This window comes from Rhizobium sp. J15, assembly GCF_002531825.1.
Taxonomy (GTDB): Bacteria; Pseudomonadota; Alphaproteobacteria; order Rhizobiales; family Rhizobiaceae; genus Rhizobium.
On sequence record NZ_NWSX01000012.1, the window covers coordinates 44,689 to 60,590 of the forward strand.

General features: G+C 63.1%; 14 protein-coding genes. 6 read left to right on the forward strand and 8 right to left on the reverse strand.

Annotated features, from left to right (window positions below):
• Positions 1-112 precede the first annotated feature (112 nt).
• Positions 113-583 (forward strand): BA14K family protein, encoded by a 471-nt coding sequence (locus tag CO670_RS13095; protein WP_097590630.1) that lies wholly within the window; start codon positions 113-115, stop codon positions 581-583.
• A 108-nt stretch (positions 584-691) separates the two neighbouring features.
• On the opposite strand, the gene CO670_RS13100 is transcribed toward CO670_RS13095, so the two are convergent.
• Both CO670_RS13100 and CO670_RS13105 read right to left on the reverse strand, forming a co-directional pair.
• Positions 692-955 (reverse strand): DUF982 domain-containing protein, encoded by a 264-nt coding sequence (locus tag CO670_RS13100; RefSeq protein WP_088678492.1) that lies wholly within the window; start codon positions 953-955, stop codon positions 692-694.
• A gap of 160 nt (positions 956-1,115) precedes the next feature.
• Entirely contained in the window at positions 1,116-2,111 is a 996-nt protein-coding gene (locus CO670_RS13105) for a transporter (protein WP_097590631.1), read from the reverse strand.
• 207 nt (positions 2,112-2,318) lie between these two features.
• On the opposite strand from CO670_RS13105, the gene CO670_RS13110 reads away from it, so the two are divergent.
• Together CO670_RS13110 and CO670_RS13115 are read left to right on the forward strand one after the other, a co-directional pair.
• Positions 2,319-4,097, forward strand: coding sequence for an acyl-CoA dehydrogenase (locus CO670_RS13110; protein ID WP_097590632.1), 1,779 nt, complete (start codon positions 2,319-2,321; stop codon positions 4,095-4,097).
• Positions 4,098-4,107: 10 nt separating this feature from the next.
• On the forward strand, positions 4,108-4,860 hold the full coding sequence (locus tag CO670_RS13115) for a crotonase/enoyl-CoA hydratase family protein (protein WP_097590633.1): 753 nt from the start codon (positions 4,108-4,110) through the stop codon (positions 4,858-4,860).
• 145 nt (positions 4,861-5,005) lie between these two features.
• On the opposite strand, the gene CO670_RS13120 is transcribed toward CO670_RS13115, so the two are convergent.
• Together CO670_RS13120 and CO670_RS13125 are read right to left on the reverse strand one after the other, a co-directional pair.
• Positions 5,006-6,010 carry an MBL fold metallo-hydrolase gene (locus CO670_RS13120; protein WP_097590634.1) on the reverse strand — a complete coding sequence of 335 codons (1,005 nt, stop codon included), beginning with the start codon at positions 6,008-6,010 and terminating at the stop codon, positions 5,006-5,008.
• A gap of 82 nt (positions 6,011-6,092) precedes the next feature.
• Positions 6,093-6,911 (reverse strand): oxidoreductase, encoded by an 819-nt coding sequence (locus tag CO670_RS13125; protein ID WP_097590635.1) that lies wholly within the window; start codon positions 6,909-6,911, stop codon positions 6,093-6,095.
• Between the two features lie 84 nt (positions 6,912-6,995).
• On the opposite strand from CO670_RS13125, the gene CO670_RS13130 reads away from it, so the two are divergent.
• Positions 6,996-7,445 (forward strand): helix-turn-helix domain-containing protein, encoded by a 450-nt coding sequence (locus tag CO670_RS13130; protein ID WP_097590636.1) that lies wholly within the window; start codon positions 6,996-6,998, stop codon positions 7,443-7,445.
• 59 nt (positions 7,446-7,504) lie between these two features.
• Here the strand turns inward: CO670_RS13130 and CO670_RS13135 are convergent, their stop codons facing one another.
• Positions 7,505-8,755, reverse strand: a complete 1,251-nt coding sequence (locus CO670_RS13135) for a class I SAM-dependent RNA methyltransferase (protein WP_097590637.1) — start codon at positions 8,753-8,755, stop codon at positions 7,505-7,507.
• Positions 8,752-9,498 (reverse strand): TlyA family RNA methyltransferase, encoded by a 747-nt coding sequence (locus CO670_RS13140; protein WP_097590719.1) that lies wholly within the window; start codon positions 9,496-9,498, stop codon positions 8,752-8,754. Before CO670_RS13140 ends, CO670_RS13135 begins: the two co-directional genes overlap by 4 nt.
• A 130-nt stretch (positions 9,499-9,628) precedes the next feature.
• Here CO670_RS13140 and CO670_RS13145 point away from each other — a divergent pair, with 130 nt between their 5' ends.
• Together CO670_RS13145 and CO670_RS13150 are read left to right on the forward strand one after the other, a co-directional pair.
• Positions 9,629-10,624, forward strand: a complete 996-nt coding sequence (locus CO670_RS13145) for a DUF4424 domain-containing protein (RefSeq protein WP_097590638.1) — start codon at positions 9,629-9,631, stop codon at positions 10,622-10,624.
• Between the two features lie 217 nt (positions 10,625-10,841).
• A complete protein-coding gene (locus CO670_RS13150) occupies positions 10,842-12,788 on the forward strand; it encodes a methyl-accepting chemotaxis protein (RefSeq protein WP_097590639.1) in 1,947 nt (648 codons plus the stop codon).
• A 91-nt stretch (positions 12,789-12,879) separates the two neighbouring features.
• On the opposite strand, the gene dxs is transcribed toward CO670_RS13150, so the two are convergent.
• Both dxs and CO670_RS13160 read right to left on the reverse strand, forming a co-directional pair.
• On the reverse strand, positions 12,880-14,796 hold the full coding sequence (dxs, locus tag CO670_RS13155; RefSeq protein WP_097590640.1) for a 1-deoxy-D-xylulose-5-phosphate synthase: 1,917 nt from the start codon (positions 14,794-14,796) through the stop codon (positions 12,880-12,882).
• Positions 14,797-14,960: 164 nt separating this feature from the next.
• Positions 14,961-15,884 carry a pirin family protein gene (locus tag CO670_RS13160; RefSeq protein WP_097590641.1) on the reverse strand — a complete coding sequence of 308 codons (924 nt, stop codon included), beginning with the start codon at positions 15,882-15,884 and terminating at the stop codon, positions 14,961-14,963.
• Between the last annotated feature and the right edge of the window lie 18 nt (positions 15,885-15,902).

Genomic DNA, 15,902 nt, shown 5'->3' on the forward strand with positions numbered 1-15,902 from the left:
AGTTCGATTTCTTTAAAAAAACGAAAGCAGCCGGTCCCGGCCGCTTTCGGAACCATTCGGGGGCGAAAGCGTTGCTGAGCAGGCGGTGCTCGCTGTTGAATGGGAGAGAGAAATGTTCAGTTTGAGTAACAAGATCGCAACCGCAGTTCTGGCAGCCGCCGTCATTGTGACGGGCTTCGCGCCGTCGCAGGCAATGCAGATGCCCACAGCACCGCAGGTGGAGAAATCCTCCGCGGTCGAGAGCGTCCAGTACCGCCGTTACTATCGCGGCGATTATTACCGGCCCGGCTATCGCCCCGGCGCTTATTATCGCCCCGGCTATTACGGCGGCTATCGCGGATATTCCTATTATCGCCCGGGATATCGCCGCTATAACGGCTATTGGTATCCGCTCGCCGCCTTCGGCGCCGGCGCGGTCATCGGCGGAGCCATTGCCGCACAGCCGCGTTACGTCGTGCCCGCCCCGCGCATGGGCTCGGCTCACGTCGCCTGGTGCGCCAACCGCTACCGCTCCTATCGGGCTTACGACAATACGTTCCAGCCCTATAACGGCCCGCGCCAGCAGTGCTATTCGCCTTATTGAGGCTGGAATCGGAAATCTGCGTTCCCTATTGCCACTCCCACTCGCTCTAACATGAGCGAGTGGACGGCATCAGAGTGCCCGTGAACCCATTGGTGTCGGCTGCGAAACTCAGTGAACGGCTGTTATCACGGAAATGCCGGCTTCGTCGGCGGCACGGATAAGCGCTGCTCGCGCGTCCTCTGCCGGAATTTCTCCATGAATTGCATCCCGGCAGGCCCTAATCGCAATAAGATATTCGTCTCCATCGTCGATCGGCCAGCCAACCGTCAGCATCTCGGCAGCCTGCACGAGGGTCGCAACAAGCTTGTATTTTTCCGGCCCACTCACCACGAGCATCAGAGGGGCAAACTCTTCGGATGTGCACCATTTCATGACATTAGGTCTCCCCACGGTAAATATATTAGTAACCGTGCAAAAACCATTCCCGGCGAGGTGCATGAACCAGTTGATCACCCGTGGGTCGCTGAGATTACCCGCCATGGTGCCGGCAGGCGGATGAGGGGCAGCAGCGTCCACCCCAGCTCTCGCCTCTTCAAAGAATATTCACCCGCCGCAGCAGCCACCAGGCGAATGCAATCGAGGCGATGATCAGGACGACGGCATATTCGGTGCCGTAGTCGCCGATGGAAAAAGGCAGGTTTGCGGTGTTCATGCCAAAAAAACCCGTGACGAGGGTAGGCGGCAGCAGGAACGCCGTCATGATCGACAGCAGATAGAGGTGGCGGTTGGTCTCGGAGGATTGCTTTGAGTCGATTTCTTCATGCAGCAGGCGCGCCCGATCCTGCAGGGCGTAAATATCGTGGTCGACCGTTTCCAGCCGGCTCGTCAGCCGCCGCGCGACGTCGTCGAAGCCGAAGGGCATCTCGTCGTCATCGGCCGCCGCGGCTCGGCGCATCAGCGCCAGCACGGTGCGCAGATGCCGATGCAGCCTGACCACGGTTCGCCGCACCGGCGCCAGGCGCCGGCGCTCGTCGCGCGGCGCATTGTCGTAGACGATGTCCTCGATCAGGTTCAGCTCTTCCGTGAGTTCGATGACGATCGCGATCAGCGTGCGCTGGAACTCGATCACCAGCAGTTCGAAGAGATCGACCGGAAGGGTAAATTTGCCCGGATTTTTTTCGATCAGCGCGCGCGCCCGCTCGACGCTGCGCAACGGCTGCAGCCGGGTGGTGATGATGAAGCGGTCGGACATGGCGAAATGCAGCCAGCCGAGATTGTTGGTGTCCTGAGCGAAATCGCGCTGGCAATCGACGAGAGTGCCGTAGAGCATCTGCTCGTCGACGGTGATCGCCGCATGGGTGTCGCGCGTCGTCAGTGCCGATTTCGCGTCCTCCGTCAGCCCCTCCAGCGTATCGAGCAATGCCGGCACGCGGGCATCGGCAAGGTTGAGGTGCAGCCAGTAGAAACCGTCATCGGCGCTCAGTTCCGCCACCGTCGCACTATTCGTCAATCGCACTGCGGTCTTTTCGCTGGGCGAAAAGCGGTAGGCCCAGACGAAACCGGGTATGTTGACGGGCAATGTGTCCATTGTTCGCCGGTCCTCTGCGAAGGCGATTTCATTCTTATTTCTCCATGACGTCCATTTATGCAAGGGTGCAAGAGCCAAGCGTCATGTCCGAAAAATTATTGCATGGCGCTCCGGGAAATCGAAATTGACGTTTACGTAAAAATCAATTAGCCCTGACGCTGGAGAGGTTTTGCCGCGCGCGCGAAACGGTCTGCGGAGGAGAAAAGCATGTACAAGGCGCCCGTCGAGGAAATCGCGTTCACATTGAAGCATGTAGCCGGCATGGGCGAAGCGATTTCAACAGGGCTTCTCGGCGATCTCGGCGAAGATCTCGTCGACGCGATCCTGGCCGAGGCGGGACGTTTTGCCACAGAGGAAGTGGCCCCTCTCGCCGACATCGGCGACCGCCAGGGCGCCCGTCTGGTGAACGGCGAGGTCCGGCTCCCGGACGGCTGGCGCGATCTTTATCGCAACTGGATCGCCGGCGGCTGGAACGGCCTGACGGCGCCGGAGGCATTCGGCGGCCAGGCCCTGCCGCATATGCTGAATGTCGCGGCGTTGGAGATGTGGAATTCCGGATCCATGGCCTTTGCCCTTGCTCCGACCCTGACGATGGGCGCCGTCGAGGCCGTCAGTGCTCATGGCAGTGAGGCGCTGAAGAAAAAATATCTGGAAAAGATGGTGTCCGGCGAATGGAGCGGCACGATGAACCTGACGGAGCCGCATGCGGGCTCCGATCTCGGTGTCCTGAAGGCGCGCGCCGAGCGCCGCGGCGATGGCAGCTATCGCATTTTTGGCCAGAAGATCTTCATCACCTGGGGCGAACACGATGCTGCCGAAAACATCATCCACCTGGTGCTCGCCCGCCTGCCGGATGCGCCGGCCGGCACACGCGGCATCTCGCTCTTTCTGGTGCCGAAATTCCTGGTGAACGACGACGGCTCCCTCGGCGCCCGCAACGATCTGTTCTGCCACTCGCTGGAGCACAAGCTCGGCATCCACGGCTCGCCGACCTGCACGATGATCTACGGCGACGGCAAATTCGGCGACGAGAAGGGCGCGGTCGGCTGGCTGGTCGGCGAGGAGAACAAGGGGTTGGCCTGTATGTTCACGATGATGAACAATGCCCGCCTTGCCGTCGGCATGCAGGGCGTGGCGATCTCGGAGGCCGCCACCCAGAAGGCTCTCGCCTACGCCAGGGAACGCACGCAGGGCAGGGCGCCCGGATGGACCGGCGCCGGCATGAGCCCGATCGTCGAACATCCCGATGTCGCCCGCATGCTGCTCACCATGAAGGCACTGACACAAGGCGCGCGCGCCATCGCCTATGCCTGCGCCCATGCGATCGACATGTCGCACCGGGCAGGCGGCGATCGTCAATATTGGCAGGAGCGCGCCGCCCTGCTGACGCCGATCGCCAAGTCCTTCTCGACCGATGCCGGCGTCGATGTCGCCTCTCTCGGCATCCAGGTGCATGGCGGCATGGGCTTCATCGAGGAGACGGGCGCGGCCCGCTATCTCCGCGATGCCCGCATCGCCCCGATCTATGAGGGCACCAACGGCATTCAGGCGATCGACCTCGTCACCCGCAAGCTGCCGCTTTCCGGCGGCGAACATGTGAGAGGTTTCATCGCCGAGATCAGGAAGATCGCGGAAGACGTCCGCCGTTCCAATCTCGATGGCTTCGGCGAAACGGCGGCCAGGCTCGACGCTGCCGTCGCCAACCTCGACGAGACCACCGCCTGGCTGTTGAAGGCGCTTGCCGATGGCCGGACCGCCGAGGCGCTCTCCGGCGCCACGCCCTATCAGCGCCTGTTCGGGCTTGCGCTCACCGGCCGCTATCTCGCCAAGGGCGCTCTCGCCGAGAGTTCCGATGGCGCCGGCGAGGGCCGCATCGCGCTCTGCCGCTTCGCTGCCGAAAACCTGCTCGCCGAGACCGCGGCCCTTCGCGACCGGGTCGTCAACGGCGCAGCAAGTCTCGCTGCCGCCCGCATCCTGCTTGCCTGAGGAGACCCCAATGACCGATCACATCATCGTCGAGCAGCCTTCCGCCCATCCCGGCATCCAGCTCATCCGCTTCAACCGTCCGGAAAAGAAGAACGCCTTCACGCGGGCAATGTATCGCACCATGGCCGATGCGCTCACTGCCGCCGATGCGGACGCGAATATACGGGTGAGCGTCTTCCTCGGCACCGAAGGCAGCTTTTCGGCCGGCAACGACATCGGCGATTTTCTTGCCGCCGCCATGGGCGGCAGCATGGGAGAGGAGCTGATCGATTTCCTTTACGCGCTCGCCAGATCCGAAAAGCCGCTCGTCTCCGGGGTCGACGGCCTGGCGATCGGCATCGGCACGACCCTCAACCTTCATTGCGACCTGACGATCGCCTCCGACCGCAGCCAGTTCCGCACGCCCTTCGTCGATCTGGCGCTGGTGCCGGAAGCGGCTTCCAGCCTGATTGCGCCCCGCGTTATGGGCCATCAGCGTGCCTTTGCGATGCTGGCCGCCGGCGAGGCCTTCAGCGCCGAGGAAGCGCGTGAGGCCGGCCTCGTCTGGAAGGTGACGACGCCGCAAGAGGTGGAGAATGCCGCGCTTGCCGCGGCCGCAAAGCTCGCCGCCAAGCCGCCGGAGGCCCTGAAGATCGCCCGCGATCTCATCTGCGGCTCCCGGGACGAGATCATCGCCCGCATCGATGTCGAGGCCCGCCATTTCGCCGCGCGCCTGAAAAGCGCCGAAGCCCGCGCCGCCTTCGAAGCCTTCATGCGCCGCTGAACGGTCGGCAGCCTTCCGCGGCATATTGGATGGTTTGGCGAGGTTTCAACCCGCCGCGGGCATCTGCTTGCCCGTAATCTGGATCGTCTCCGAGAAGTTCATGGCAGGTAGTCGACACCACAACCCGGGGGCAAACGGATAGCGATCAGACCGCCGGCACATCGAATACCTCTCCGGCCCTGAGCGGCCGGAACCGGTCCGAGGAAATATCATGCTCGCGCATTGCGTCTTGCAACGCTCTTGTCGGCGCGTCGACCGCCTCATTCGTCAGTTGGAACGTGGCGAAGTGATGCCCGGCCACATAGGCCGCATTTAAAAACTTCATCCCGATCACCGCCTCATGCGGATTCTGGTGCTGCCCTTCCATGAACCATCGCGGCTCATATGCGCCGAAGGGCAAAATGGCCAGGCGAAAGCCGCCATGCTTCTGCTGTGCCGCTTTGTAATTGATGCCGCGGTGAAAGCCCGTATCGCCGACGTGATAGATCTTGCCGGCTGGTGTCGACAAAACGAACGACGCCCAAAGTGCCATCCGGCGATCGGCGGTGCCGCGGGCGGACCAATGGTGTGCAGGCTCCGCATCGATGCTTATACCGGCGTGCGAGATGCGCTCGCCCCAGTCCATCGATGTCGTCTGTATATCGGGCATGGCACGGCGCATGATCGTGTCGTTGCCGAGCGGCGTCACGACCCTCGGTCGATGCTTCGCATGCAACCGTTTCAGCGTCGCGATATCGAGATGGTCATAATGATTGTGCGATACCAGCACGAGATCGATGGGCGGCAAATCATCAAAGGCGATGCCCGGTTCGACGACGCGTTTGGGTCCGGCAAAGGTGAAAGGGCTGACCCGCTGCGACCACACCGGGTCGGTGAGAATATTGAGACCGGCGACCTGCACCAGCATGGTTGCATGCCCAACCATCGTCACCCGCAGATCCTCGCCACCGACACGTAGACCCGGTTTGACGGCCGCAAATGGACTGGGAACCGACCGAGGCCACCGCTGACGGCCGCCGCCGAACTGCCACCGCAAGAGTTCGCGGAAACCAAGCGGCGCAATCCCTTCGGGATTGAAGAAAAAGGTGCCGTCGAAGTGATCGGACACCGGGCCGGCATAGTAGGGATTGCGTCTTCTGGTCTTGCGCATTCGGAATCGGTTTCCTTGGCCGAGGACAGGACGACTTTAAGCGTGTCGGCTTGAAATCTGAATCCCGTCCTCAATCAAACAGTCAGGCTGAGGCCGGAAACTCATTGACCTTCCGCAGCAGGCTGTCGACCAGCCGCTCCGGGAGGTAACGGCGAAGCGAGCGGACCTGGCGCGACTGCTTGCCTGCGGAGTAGCGCAGTTTCGGCGTCTTTGCAGTTGCGGCTTTCACGACCATGTCGGCGACGACCTCAGGCGCATCGCCCGTCTCCACCCATTTGCGCATCAGCGCTTCGCTGCGGGCGCGTTCCGAAGCATAGACCGGAAGAGGTTGGTCTGCTCGCGTCAGGTTTTCCTCGAAGGATGTTCTGGTGACGCCGGGTTGGACGAGAACGACGCGAATGCCGAAGTTGCGCACTTCATGATCAAGCGATTCCGAATAGCCTTCGAGCGCATGTTTGGTTGAAGCATAGAAGGCGTTGTACGGAGCCGGAATGAGGCCGAGGATCGAGCTCATGTTGATGATCCGGCCGCTCTTCTGCTTCCGCATGACCGGCAATGCGGCATTGGCGACGCGCGCCACGCCGAAGACATTCACGTCGAAAAGCCGCTGGGCCTGGGCGATCGAGGATTCTTCGGCGCCGCCGATAAGGCCGATACCGGCATTATTGACGACGAGGTCGAGCCGGCCGGTTTGCCGGACGACTTCCGCAACAGCCGCCTGCACCGAAGCGTCTTCGGCCACGTCACAGACCAGCATCGTTATCCCGGGCCTGTTGGCGACTGGTTTGCGGCTGGTCCCGAACACGCGGTAGCCGGCCTTCACCAGAGATTCCGCCGTTGCAAGGCCGATGCCTGAGGACGCACCGGTGACCAGTGCAACCTTTCTGTTTCTGTCGGTCATATTGTCAGCTTTCAAGGTGTGGATCGTTGTCCATCAATCTGTTACTATCTTTTCGATATCATGTCACTATCGAAAAGATACCCAATGAAAAATAATCCGATTCCCCAGTGCCCGGTCGCCCGCGGCCTTCAATCAGTCGGCGATGCGTGGAGCATTCTCGTCTTGCGAGACGCCCATACGGGCCTCACCCGCTTCGATCAGTTCAGGAAGAGCCTCGGCATCGTGCCGACCATGTTGACCAAGCGTCTCAAGGCGCTGACGGAGGACGGTCTGCTTGAGAGGCGACTCTATTCCGAACGGCCGCCCCGCGAAGAATATGTCCTCACGGAAGCCGGTCGCGATTTTCTGCCTGTGTTGATGATGATCGGGGCTTGGGCGCAGCGCCATTGCGATGGAGAACTCGCCCGCTATATCGATGTCGAATCGGGCCTGGAGATCGAGCCGGTCGCAATCGATGCCGTCACGGGTGCAAAGCTCGGAACGCGGCCAATGCGCATGAGTTTACCCGGGGTCAGCGAGCCGGCCAATCGATAAGATGTTCTCGAGGCTCCGGCATATCGCGATCCCGTCGATGCGACGCGTAAGGCAGGCGCCTATTTCTCCAGCGTCGCCACTACCTCGACATGCGAGGTCCAGAGGAATTGGTCGATCGGCGTTACGCTGGTGATCCGGTAGCCGCCTTCGACGAGGATCGCCAGGTCGCGCGCCAGGGTGAGCGGATTGCAGCTGACGGCCGCGATCTTCTTCACCGCCGAGCGGGCCAGTTCCTTGCACTGGAACTCTGCCCCGGCGCGGGGCGGGTCGAAGACGACCATGTCGAAGGGCTTGAACTCCTGCGTCATCAGCGGGCGGCGGAAGAGATCGCGCTTCTCGACGGTGACGGGTTTCAGTCCCTGCGTATTGCGTGCGGCGTGATCGAGCGCTGCGAGCGCCTTTGCCTCGGCCTCGACGGCATGCACACGGCCGATCCGCGCCAGCCTCAGCGAAAACGTGCCGGCGCCGGCAAAGAGGTCGGCGATCCGCTTTGCTTTGCCAGCATGGGCAAGCACGAGCTCCGCCATCGCCTCTTCCGCCGGTTTCGTCGCCTGGGCGAAGCCGCCCGGCGGCGGTGAAACCTGGACGCCGCCGAAATCGATCAGCGGCTTCGAGGGTTCGACGAGGATCTCGCCATTGACGGTCACGCGGGCGATGCCGCGCAGGCCGAGGACCGTCTCGATTGCCTTTCGCCGCTGCTGGTCGGAGAGTTTCTTCACCTCGTCGGCCGCGATATCGAGGCCGGAGAGCGTTTCGAGCACGGCAATCCGGAAAGGTTCGGCGCCGGTCGCCAGCGATGCCGCAATCGCCTTGATCGCCGGCAGCCGGGCGATGATCCCTGCCGACGAGATCTGACATTCCTCGATCGCGACGATATGGTGGCTTTCGGCCTGATTGAAACCGATCAGCATATCCTTCTCGGTCTTGCGGGCCGCAAAGACCACACGCCGGCGTTCGCCCGGCCGGGCCGGAACGACCTCGCCGACCTCAGGCGTAAGCCCCTTGGATTTCAGCGCATCGATGACCAGCTGGCGCTTGAAGGCGCGGTAAGGCGCGTCGGCCAGATGCTGGAGCGTGCAGCCGCCGCAGGTGCCGTTGACGCCATCGGGACCGAAATGCCGGCAGGGCGGCTCCTGTCGGTCGGGCGAGGGCGTTGCGATCGACATGATCGTGCCCTGGCTCCGGACGCGGGCGACCGCCACCGTTTCCCCGGGCAGGGAGAAGGGCACATAAACAGGCCCAGTGGCGCTGCCGGCGACGCCGTCGCCCTGGGCGCCGAGCTTTTCGATCGTGACGGTTTCTGTGCTCACGGTTTCAATCCTGCCAGAAGGAATTCCTGATTGCCGTCGCCGCCGGCAATCGGGGAAGGGATGAGGCCGAGGCTTGTCCAGCCCATGTCCTCGATGAACCAGCGCTCCAATTCCGCAGCGACGGCGGGAGCGGACGAGGGATCCTTCAGCAAGCCGCCCTTGCCGATCGCCTCGCGCCCCGCCTCGAACTGCGGCTTGACCAGCAGGACGGCGATGGCGCCGGGTTCGGCGATATCGAGCGCCGGCGCCAGTGCGAGTTTCAGCGAGATGAAGGAGACGTCGGAGACGATGAAGCTGGCGGGATGGCCGACATCTTCTGCCGTCAGGTTGCGAGCGTTGAGGCCCTCTTTGTTCGTCACCCGCGGATCGCCTGATATGCGCGGATGCATCTGCCCGTGGCCGACATCGATCGCGGTGACATGCCGGGCGTCCCGCTGCAGCAGCACCTCGGTGAAGCCGCCGGTGGACGCGCCGATATCAAGACAGTGATGACCGGCGGGATCGAGCCGGAAATGGTCGAGGGCGCTGGCAAGCTTCAGTGCGGCGCGCGAGACATAGTCCTGCGCCGGGTCGTCGATCTCAATGGCAGCGTCGTCGCCAAAGAGCGCGCCTGCCTTCGTCACCACCTGGCCACCGATCCGGACGGTGCCGCGCTGCACCGCGTCGCGGGCCCGCGAGCGGCTGGCAAAGAGGCCGCGGGAGACGAGAAGCTGGTCGAGGCGCTGGCTGTTTTGATCGGACATCGGCTGTGAATGACCGGCAAAGCCGCCGGTTGCAAGCATTTTGTTCCGGGGATCGTCATTGACCCTCAAAAGCTTTCGGCGATAATCCTGCCGCGGCAATCGCGGGGCGGCCGCAGGAACGGGGTGTTTCATGATGAAGCTCTTCACTCTTCTTGTTACGGCAGCGGTGGTCGCATCGCCTGTTTCGGCGAACGACACGCTGGCCGAGGTCAAGACAGGCGGGCTGATCTTTGCCCAATCCGACGATGTCAGCATGGCGGAAGAGGATCTTTTCATCTCCGCTTCGGAAGTGCGTGTCGACTATGTCTTCGAGAATAGCTCGGACAAGGACGTCGAGAGCCTGGTCGCTTTTCCGATGCCCGATATCACCGGCCGCCTGGATGGCGATACCGCCATCTCCGACTATGACAGCGACAATTTCCTGCATTTTTCCACCGTGCAGGACGGCAGGCCGATCAAGGCCAACCTGCAGCAGCGCGTCGTCTCGCTCGGCATCGACGTGACCGACGAATTCGCCAAGCTCGGCATTCCCGTCATGCCCATGAGCCCGAAGACGGCCGATGCGTTGGCCAAGCTTCCCGAAACCGTCCGGAAGGACTGGATTGCCCGCGGTCTCGTCTATCCCATGGCGGATGGCGCCGGTAAGGTCGATCTGGTGCCGCTCTGGACACTGCGCTCGACCTACTGGTGGCGCACCGTCTTTCCGGCGAAGAAGAGAGTGAGCGTCCAGCACCGTTACCAACCGGCCGTCGGCGGCACCGTCGCCATCAGTTTTCTCGAAAACGGTGAGGCGAAAGGCGAGCGTTTCGAACAATATGCCCGCAAATACTGCCTGGACGGAGACTTCGTCAGGACCGCCCAGCAGCGCGCCAGCGAAGCCGAGGCGGGAGGCGCCAACTACACCGAAAGCTGGATCTCCTATGTGCTGTCGACCGGCTCCAACTGGGCCGGACCGATCCGGCGCTTCCAGCTGACGGTCGACAAGGGCAAGCCCGGCAGCCTCATCAGCTTCTGCGGCAGCAGCGTTCAGAAGATCGGTCCGACGACGTTCCGGATGACGGCCGAGGATTTCGATCCGGAGAAGGATTTCGATATCCTCATTCTCAATCCGCCCGAGGCGCAATAATTGCGGGCTTTGCTGCCGCTGCGGCCTGCAATTTAAGCAAATTTAAAGCCTGCGCGCATAGGTTCGGCTCGATTGCAGCGGTTCCTGTGAGCCGCTTCGTGCCATGAAGGCGCAGGCGTCTTCCCGCCGATCATGTTCCAAATTCAGAAGCCTTGCAGTTGCGTGTTTCGCGCGACGCCGGCTCTCGCCGCGTCGACTCGTCAGGAGAGATTCATCGATGTCCGCTAAAAACATATCCTTGAACGGCAAGCTTGCGGCCACGTTCGCAGCCCTCATCCTCATCTTCATGTCCATCTCGGTCTTCGTCTATTCCAAGGCGACGGCGTCCGCGGCCGCCTCTGCCGAGCAGGAAAAGTCCGAGCTGCTCGTCAATCAGATCGATGATGCACTGCAGGCGATGCTCGAGCAGGCGGTCAATCTGCGCGGCTTCATCCTCTTCCGCAGCGACAGCACCTACGGCGATGTCTTCGCCAACCGCGAGCGTATGCTGAAGGCGATCGCTGCCGCCAAGCAGACGGCCGCCGGCGAACCGCAACTGGTCGAGATGATCGACGGCATGCAGAAGGCTGCCGACCTCTATTTCCATGAGCTTGCCGAGCCGCAGACCAAGGCGCGCAAGGAGACCGACATGCCGATCGAAGAGGTCGTCAAGATCGGCGTCAACGCCACCAAGGGTCAGCTCGACGGCTTCCGTCAGGCCTCGGCCAAGATCAAGGCCACCGCACGTCAGAAGGCTGAAGAGCTGGCTGCGATCGGCGCCGATGCCAACAGCGTTCTGAAAACGACGCTGATTGCCGGCGGCATCGTCGCCTCGCTTGCCGCCGCCGTTCTCGCCTGGCTGATGTCGCGCACCATCGTTCGCCCGATCGTCGGCATGACGGCCGCCATGGATCGCCTGGCGGGCGGCCAGAACGACATCGAGGTTCCGGCCACGGACCGCGGCGACGAAGTCGGCCGCATGGCCCAGTCGGTGCTCGTCTTCAAGCAGGCCGCGATCGAGAAGCTGCGCCTTTCCGGCGAGACCGACCGCATGCGTGACGAAGCCGAGCGTCAGCGCCGGGCAACCGACGAACAGAAGGCGCGCGAGGAAGGCGAGCTCCGCTTTGCCATCGATGCTCTGGCGGGCGGCCTTGCCGGTCTTGCCGAGGGCGATGTCGCCGCACGCATCCAGACGCCGTTCGCGTCGCAATATGACACCCTGCGCAACGACTTCAACCATGCCGTCGAAAAGCTGCAGGCGGCTCTCCAGTCGGTCGGCCACAACGCCTCGGCGATCAACGCCGGTGCCGGCGAGATCCGCTCGGCCGCCGACGATCTTGCCCACCGCACCGAGCAGCAAGCCGCCGCCGTCGAAGAGACCGCCGCAGCGCTTGAGCAGGTGACGACGACGGTCCGCGATAGCGCCAAGCGCGCCGAGGACGTCGGCAATCTCGTCGAGCGCACCCGTCTCGGCGCCGAAAAGTCCGGCGAAGTCGTCCGCAAGGCCGTCTCCGCCATGGAGCAGATCGAGAAGTCCTCGGGTGAAATCTCCAACATCATCGGCGTCATCGACGACATCGCCTTCCAGACCAACCTGCTCGCGCTCAACGCAGGTGTCGAAGCGGCGCGTGCCGGCGAAGCCGGCAAAGGCTTTGCTGTCGTTGCCCAGGAAGTGCGCGAGCTCGCCCAGCGCTCGGCCAATGCCGCCAAGGAGATCAAGGCGCTGATCACCAATTCCGGCACCCATGTCCAGACCGGCGTATCGCTGGTCGGCGAAACCGGCAAGGCGCTGGAAGCGATCGTTGCCGAGGTGCAGGAGATCAACCACCACGTCAACGCGATCGTCACCGCCACGCGCGAACAGTCGATCGGGCTGCAGGAAATCAACACCGCCGTCAACAATATGGACCAGGGCACGCAGCAGAACGCGGCGATGGTCGAAGAGCAGACAGCGGCAAGCCATGCGCTCGCTCAGGAAGCAAGCGCCCTCGACGAGCTGCTGCATCAGTTCAAGCTCGGCCAGGCGAGAACTGGTACCGCCGCACCGCGCGCCGCCGTCGCCAGCACGGCGTCCCGCCCGGTCGCGTCTCCGGCCCGCGCTCTCGCCGGCAAGGTCACGAAGGCCTTCGGCGGCCGGCAGGCAACCGCCGCAGTCGCCGTTCAGGAGGACTGGACGGAGTTCTGATAGGGCGCTCTTTCTCGGAAAGGGACGTCAAACGAAGAGGGCGGCGCAGTGGATGCGCCGCCCTTTTTCATGATGATATGGCAGCCAAGATCTACCCAGCCACCCCAACCGCAACGCCGCGCCCCAGCGCCCGGAACACCGTCGAAACGATCCCGGCGCGGTCGAGCCCGGCATGGGCATTCATCGCTTCGGGCTTGGCCTGCTCCATCCAGATATCGGGCATGACGAGCGAACGTATCTTCAGCCCGTTGTCGAGCAGGCCTTCGCTTGAAAGATATTGCATCACCTGGCTGCCGAAGCCGCCGACCGAGCCTTCCTCGACGGTGATCAGCATTTCGTGGTGGCGGGCAAGCTGGCGGATCAGGTCGTGGTCGAGCGGCTTGGCGAAGCGTGCATCGGCGACCGTCGTCGAAAGCCCGGCCGCATCGAGATCCTCGGCGGCAAGCAGACAGTCGGCAAGCCGTGTGCCGAAGGAGAGCAGCGCCACTTTTGCGCCTTCCTTGACGATACGGCCCTTGCCGATCTGCAGGATTTCGCCGCGCACCGGCATCTCGACGCCGACACCTTCGCCGCGGGGATAGCGGAACGAGATCGGGCCGGCATCATAGGCCGCGGCGGTGCGCACCATGTGCTTGAGTTCGGCCTCGTCGGCCGCCGCCATCACCACGAAGCCGGGCAGGGTGGCAAGAAAGGCGGTGTCGAACGAACCGGCATGGGTCGGCCCGTCGGCGCCGACGAAACCGGCGCGGTCGATCGGGAAACGCACCGGCAGGCCCTGGATCGCCACATCGTGCACGACCTGGTCGTAGGCGCGCTGCAGGAAGGTGGAATAGAGCGCGGCGAACGGCTTGTAGCCTTCGGCCGCAAGCCCGGCGGCGAAGGTCACGGCATGCTGCTCGGCGATGCCGACATCGAAGCAGCGCGACGGGAAGGCTTCGGCGAGTTTGTCGAGGCCGGTGCCGTTCGGCATGGCGGCGGTGATGCCGACGATCTTGTCGTCGAGAGTGGCTTCCTGCACCAGCGCTTCGGCAAAGACGCTCGTATAGCTCGGCGCATTCGGCTTCACCCGTGCCTGCGCACCGGTGATGACGTCGAACTTGTTGACGCCGTGATATTTGTCGGCTGCGGCCTCCGCCGGCGGATAGCCCTTGCCCTTCTGCGTGACCACATGGATCAGCACCGGCCCGCGCCCGTTGTCGCGCACGTTGCGCAGCACCGGCAGCAGATGGTCGAAGGAATGACCGTCGATCGGCCCGATATGATAGAAGCCCATCTCCTCGAACATCGTACCGCCCGTAACGTAGCCGCGGGCATGTTCGACGGCGCGGGTGATCGCCCGGTCGATATTCTTGCCGAGATAGGCCGTCAGCTTCTTGCCGAAGTCGCGGAAGCCCATATAGGTGCGCCCGGAGGCGAGACGGGCGAGATAGGCGCTCATCGCGCCCGTCGGCGGCGCGATCGACATGTCGTTGTCGTTGAGGATGACGATGAGGCGGGCGTCGAGCGCGCCGGCATTGTTCAGCGCCTCATAGGCCATGCCGGCCGACATGGCCCCGTCGCCGATGACGGCGATGACGCGCCGGTCGGTCTTGTCGAGATCGGCGGCGATCGCCATGCCGAGGCCGGCCGAGATCGAGGTCGAGGAATGCGCCGCCCCGAAGGGGTCATATTCGCTCTCCGCCCGGCGGGTGAAGCCGGACAGCCCGTTTTCCTGGCGCAGCGTCCGGATGCGGTCGCGCCGGCCGGTGAGGATCTTGTGCGGATAGCATTGATGGCCGACATCGAAGATCAGCCGGTCGTTCGGCGTGTCGAAGACGCTGTGGATGGCGATTGTCAGCTCGACCACGCCGAGACCGGCGCCGAGATGGCCGCCGGTGCGCGACACGGCGTCGATCATTTCGTCCCGAACCTCGCGCGCAAGCTGCGGCAGGTCGCGATCCTCGAGCTTGCGCAGGTCTGCGGGGTAGGTGACCTGGTCGAGCAGGGGGGTCTTCGGCAGTTGTGTCACGGGCGGGCGCTCTTTCTTGCTTTTCCTTGTCTCGCTTTATTCGATTAGAATGCGGCAAAACAAGTGCATTTCAGGAACCGAAGGTTTGACCTTAGAGCATGATATCGAAAAGTGTGAGCGGTTTTCGAAGGATATCCTGCTCTATTTCTTCTAATCCTTATGGTTCAGCTTTCCGGCAAAGGCACGAATTCCTCTTCGTCGCCGGGGACGATATCGAAGCGGCCGGTGCGCCACTCCTCCTTGGCTTTTTCGATCCGCTCCTTCGAGGAAGAGACGAAGTTCCACCAGATGTAGCGCTTCGAATTCAAAGCCGCGCCGCCGAAGAGCATCAGGTGACAGCCCTCGCTGCCGGCTTCGAGCGTGATGGGATCGCCGGGCCGGAAGACCAGCAATTGGTCGGCGGCGAAACGGTCGCCCGCGATCACCACCTCGCCCGAGAGCACGTAGACGGCACGCTCCTCATGGCCCGCGCCGAAGGGAAAGCTGGCGCGCGGCTCCAGATTGAGATCGACATAGAGCGTATCGGAGAAGGTGCCGACCGGCGACGTCATGCCTTCGAACGAACCGATGACCACCCGCCCGCGCACGCCTGACGTTTCGATCAGCGGCATCTCGGTCTTTTCCGTATGGGCGAAGGAGGGATCGATCTCCTCCTTGTCGTCGGGCAGCGCCAGCCAGGTCTGCAGCCCCGACATCAGCAGCGGATGGCCGCGCAAATTTTCGGGCGTGCGTTCGGAATGCACGATGCCGCGTCCCGCCGTCATCAGGTTGATGTCACCGGGGCGGATGACCTTTTCGGTGCCGAGGCTGTCGCGATGGCGGATCTCGCCGTCGAAGAGATAGGTGACCGTCGACAGCCCGATATGCGGATGCGGCTTGACGTCGAGCGCCTCGTTCGGCTTCAGGATCGCCGGCCCCATGCGGTCGAAGAAGATGAACGGCCCGACGAGCCGCCGCTGCCGCGTGGGCAGCGCGCGCCGCACCTGGAAACCGCCGATATCGCTGGTGCGCGGAATGATCAGGTTCTCGATCGCGTCACAGGCGAAGGCATCGCCGGGCAGCGGATCTTTACCGGGAAAGAAGGACATGACAGGTCTCCGATCTCA

Bases quoted from the DNA above. Each gene is read 5' to 3' on its own strand.
- CO670_RS13095 (WP_097590630.1), top strand. From the start codon at position 113: ATGTTCAGTTTGAGTAACAAGATCGCAACCGCAGTTCTGGCAGCCGCC.
- CO670_RS13100 (WP_088678492.1), bottom strand. From the start codon at position 955: ATGAAATGGTGCACATCCGAAGAGTTTGCCCCTCTGATGCTCGTGGTG.
- CO670_RS13105 (WP_097590631.1), bottom strand. From the start codon at position 2,111: ATGGACACATTGCCCGTCAACATACCCGGTTTCGTCTGGGCCTACCGC.
- CO670_RS13110 (WP_097590632.1), top strand. From the start codon at position 2,319: ATGTACAAGGCGCCCGTCGAGGAAATCGCGTTCACATTGAAGCATGTA.
- CO670_RS13115 (WP_097590633.1), top strand. From the start codon at position 4,108: ATGACCGATCACATCATCGTCGAGCAGCCTTCCGCCCATCCCGGCATC.
- CO670_RS13120 (WP_097590634.1), bottom strand. From the start codon at position 6,010: ATGCGCAAGACCAGAAGACGCAATCCCTACTATGCCGGCCCGGTGTCC.
- CO670_RS13125 (WP_097590635.1), bottom strand. From the start codon at position 6,911: ATGACCGACAGAAACAGAAAGGTTGCACTGGTCACCGGTGCGTCCTCA.
- CO670_RS13130 (WP_097590636.1), top strand. From the start codon at position 6,996: ATGAAAAATAATCCGATTCCCCAGTGCCCGGTCGCCCGCGGCCTTCAA.
- CO670_RS13140 (WP_097590719.1), bottom strand. From the start codon at position 9,498: ATGTCCGATCAAAACAGCCAGCGCCTCGACCAGCTTCTCGTCTCCCGC.
- CO670_RS13145 (WP_097590638.1), top strand. From the start codon at position 9,629: ATGATGAAGCTCTTCACTCTTCTTGTTACGGCAGCGGTGGTCGCATCG.
- CO670_RS13150 (WP_097590639.1), top strand. From the start codon at position 10,842: ATGTCCGCTAAAAACATATCCTTGAACGGCAAGCTTGCGGCCACGTTC.
- CO670_RS13160 (WP_097590641.1), bottom strand. From the start codon at position 15,884: ATGTCCTTCTTTCCCGGTAAAGATCCGCTGCCCGGCGATGCCTTCGCC.